The organism is Hymenobacter antarcticus, assembly GCF_039539545.1.
GTDB lineage: Bacteria > Bacteroidota > Bacteroidia > Cytophagales > Hymenobacteraceae > Hymenobacter > Hymenobacter antarcticus.
On the sequence record NZ_BAABDI010000061.1, the window covers coordinates 1 to 3,589 of the forward strand.

The window sequence follows — 3,589 nt, forward strand, 5'->3', positions numbered from 1 at the left end:
AACGGCCCCACCTGGCCCTGAATTACTTAACCCCCAATCAAGTCCATTTGCAAGGAAAAAGCCCCGCCGGAAAATCCGAGCAGGGCCCTTGCCTTATTCCTGTCAACATATAGCCGGACGAGACATTGCGGTGAACCACCAGCGCGTCATGCTGAGCTTGCCAAAGCAGCTCTACCGCGCAGCTAATCAGATTTAGTATTGCGGTAGAGCTGCTTCGGCAAGCTCAGCATCACGTTCTGAGTTGTGCTCCTTTATTCGCAAAGACCCGGGCCGTACCTTTGCCCCGTGCAAATCCCTCCTGCTTCCTATCTCACGCCCGAAGCGCTGACCACTTTCATCCGCACGGCCCTGGCCGAGGACGTGGGCGACGGCGACCACTCGGCCCTGGCCGCCATCCCGGCCGATGCCCGCAAGCGGGCCCACCTGCTCGTGAAGGGCGAAGGCCTGTTGGCCGGCATGGCCCTGGCCCCGCTGATTTTCCGGGAAGTGGACCCTACGCTACAAATGAGTGCGCTGCTCACCGATGGTACGCCCGTGAAGCACGGCGACATTGCCTTCACCGTAGAGGGCCCGGCGCGCAGCATCCTCACGGCCGAGCGCCTGGTGCTCAACTGCATGCAGCGCATGAGCGGCATTGCCACCTATACGGCACACCTCAACACGCTGCTGGCCGGCACCAGTGCCAAGCTGCTCGATACGCGCAAGACCACGCCCAACTTCCGGATTTGTGAGAAGTGGGCCGTGCTCATCGGCGGCGGCGTGAACCACCGCTACGGCCTGTTTGACATGATTATTCTCAAGGATAACCACGTCGACTACGCCGGCGGCATTGCCCAGGCCATTGCCGCCACGCACGCCTACCTGGCCAAAACCGGCCGGAAAATGCCCGTTGAAATCGAAACCCGCTCGCTCGACGAAGTGCAGCAGGCCCTCGATGCCGGCGGCATCGACCGCATCATGCTCGACAACATGAAGCCCGACCAGCTGCGCGAGGCCGTGGCCCTCATCGCCGGCCGTTTTCCCACCGAGGCCAGCGGCGGCATCACCGAGCAAACCATCGCCGAGGTCGCCGGTACCGGAGTCGACTATATCTCCGTCGGGGCGCTCACCCACTCGGTCAAGAGCCTGGATTTGAGCTTAAAAGCATTTTAACTAGTGGTTAATGGTTAGTGATAAAGGATTATTGCCTGGCTATATTTAACTAGCCTACATCAGCCAAAACTCATTAATCACTGACCATTAATCATTAACCACTAAAGATGAACCAACCCAACCAACGCGGTGGTGGCGGCGGCTTCCGCCAGGCCCAGCAGTCTTCGCCGCTGGCCATTCGCACCAAGAAATCACAGCTCACCACCGATGCCTATACCCGTTTGGTGATGGGCGAAGTGTGGAAGAAAGACTGGGTGTACGCCCTGATTCCCTTCGCTTTAGGCTTGCTGCCGGCCATTTTCGTGCATTCGTGGTGGTGGCTGGTGCTGGCCGTGGTGCTCACGGTGCTGTTCGTGCTGTTTCGCTCGGCGCAGGTGACGGGCGTGACCCAGATGGAGCAGAGCAAGCCCCTGTTTGAGCGCATGAATTTTGAGATGGACCAGAAGCAGCTGTTGCTGCGCGTGGGCCCCGAAAAAGCCATGCAGCTGACTTGGGACATGATTGGCCGCGTCCGCCGCGATTCCGATGCTTACTTATTGTACCTCAAGCCCGGCACCCCGCCCGAGGGCATGGCCGCCTGGCGCCTGTGGCTGGGACGCACGTTTGACGTGCCCGTGTTTTTACATTTGCCCATGCGCATCTTCAATTCGCCCAACGACCTGAAGCTGTTTGAATCCCTGCTGCGCCGCAAAAACCTGCTGCCCGCCGAAGCGGGCGCGGCGGCCGTATAGCCTGAATTAATAAGTGGCTGGAAGAAGTTTTTCGCCACTTCCAGCCACTATTCCTGAATATTCTCTCCTGTTAATTTTACTTCTGATGAAACTGACCCACACGTTGTTGCTGGCCCTGGCTACGGTTGCCCTGGCTTCTTGCAGCGCCGAGCCTTCCGACTGGCGGCCCGGCGAAAAAGTATCCGTTGACATGGTAGCACCCGGCACGCGGGCCTCCGAAAACTTCGACGGCTCGACTCCTAACGGCTCCATTGAGAACAAGAGCGCGGAAACCCAGGAAGCGGAGGAAGCGGCTGCCCCAGCCCGGTCGGCCGAATCTTCTATTTCGGCCAACGCCGAAGAAGGCATGCGCAAGCGCGGCCAGGTAATTGACGCCGGCAAGTCGAGCCAGGCCGACACGGCCGACAACGGCCACCAGATACAGCGCTAAGCGCCTCGCATCGTCGATTATATACTTGTGAGTGGCAGCTTTGCCCGCCGGCTGGCGGTAGCAGAGCTGCCGCTTTGCGTCATTTTAGAATGAAGAATGAGGAATGAGGAATGAGGAATTGACCCAGGCACTGGCCATTTCCTATTCCTCATTCCTCATTCTTCATTCCTCATTCATTACGTATGGGGTTTGCTATTTTTTTCCTGCTGCTGACGGTGCTGGGCGCGGGGGCCGCCGCGGCTTGGGTGCCGGTAGCGCGGGGCAGCCGGTGGCTGAAACCGCTGCTGGCGTTCAGCGGAGCCTACTTATTCACGCTCACCATCACGCATATTTTGCCCGAGGCCCTGCAACTGCTGCCGGAACACCCGGCGCGGGTGGGCTACTGGGTACTGGGCGGCTTTTTTGGGCAGCTGCTGCTGGAAGTGCTTTCGCAGGGCGTGGAGCACGGGCACGTGCACCACGAGGCGGCCCACGGCCCGCACGATGCGCCCGGCCGGGTACCGTTTCTGCTGCTGGCGGCGCTGGTGGTGCATTCCTTTCTGGAGGGCAGCATATTGGTACGCACCCCGGAAGTGGGCCAAATCAGCCAGAATTTCTATGCCATCGTGGTGGGCGTGGCTCTGCACCACGTCCCGGCCGCGTTTGCGCTGGCTACGCTGCTGCGGTTACGGCTGGGCAGCTTCCGGCGGGTGTGGCCGGGGCTGCTGATTTTCGCGCTGGCCTCGCCCATTGGCATCGTGTTCAGCAACTACGTGGTACTGTCGCAGCTGCTCAGCACCGGGCTTTATGCCGCGCTACTGGGGCTGGTGGCCGGCAATTTCCTGCACGTCTCCACCACCATTCTCTTCGAAACCAGCCCGGAACACCGCCTCAACTGGCCCAAGCTGGGCGCTACCCTGGCGGGGCTGCTGCTGGCGCTGGCCGTAGCGTGATGAAGGGTTGAGGGTTGAGCAGTCGTTCAAAAGCAAACGGGTTGTCAGTTGCTTGTTGTTAGTGGTCAGTCAGCCGATTGCCATCCTGCTAACAACTGACAACTAATGACTAACAACTTAATTAAGGGTTGAGGATTGGGTTAAGTAACTGCTGTTACGCTGCGGGGCTGGCGCGTAACAGCAGTTAAAGAATAGTAAGTACCCGTCAGTAAATAATTTATCCTATGTTCAGATACGACCTCTTAATTTAGGTCAATGAAGGAAAGGAGTGGAGTAAGATTCTAGTATTATGGGGCGATAGAGCCCGTTTAACATGACAATCCCCGCTCTTTTTTAGGGTCACT

General features: G+C 58.7%; 4 protein-coding genes. All 4 read left to right on the forward strand.

Features of this window, described 5'->3' with window-relative positions; all coding sequences use genetic code 11:
* Positions 1 to 291: 291 nt before the first annotated feature.
* The 4 genes from nadC (at position 292) to ABD819_RS21355 (ending at position 3,245) form a co-directional block, all read left to right on the forward strand.
* The gene (nadC, locus tag ABD819_RS21340; RefSeq protein WP_425554047.1) at positions 292 to 1,152 is read left to right on the forward strand and encodes a carboxylating nicotinate-nucleotide diphosphorylase; all 861 of its coding nucleotides are present in this window, start codon (positions 292 to 294) and stop codon (positions 1,150 to 1,152) included.
* Positions 1,153 to 1,259: 107 nt separating this feature from the next.
* Complete coding sequence (locus ABD819_RS21345; RefSeq protein ID WP_345127694.1) at positions 1,260 to 1,883, forward strand: YcxB family protein; 624 nt, start codon at positions 1,260 to 1,262, stop codon at positions 1,881 to 1,883.
* Between the two features lie 85 nt (positions 1,884 to 1,968).
* Positions 1,969 to 2,313, forward strand: coding sequence for a hypothetical protein (locus ABD819_RS21350; protein WP_345127696.1), 345 nt, complete (start codon positions 1,969 to 1,971; stop codon positions 2,311 to 2,313).
* A gap of 182 nt (positions 2,314 to 2,495) precedes the next feature.
* On the forward strand, positions 2,496 to 3,245 hold the full coding sequence (locus tag ABD819_RS21355; protein ID WP_345127697.1) for a ZIP family metal transporter: 750 nt from the start codon (positions 2,496 to 2,498) through the stop codon (positions 3,243 to 3,245).
* The last annotated feature ends 344 nt before the right edge of the window (positions 3,246 to 3,589 follow it).

Excerpts from the sequence above, each read along its gene's own strand:
- ABD819_RS21345 (WP_345127694.1), top strand. The coding sequence starts at position 1,260 with ATGAACCAACCCAACCAACGCGGTGGTGGCGGCGGCTTCCGCCAGGCC.
- ABD819_RS21350 (WP_345127696.1), top strand. The coding sequence starts at position 1,969 with ATGAAACTGACCCACACGTTGTTGCTGGCCCTGGCTACGGTTGCCCTG.
- ABD819_RS21355 (WP_345127697.1), top strand. The coding sequence starts at position 2,496 with ATGGGGTTTGCTATTTTTTTCCTGCTGCTGACGGTGCTGGGCGCGGGG.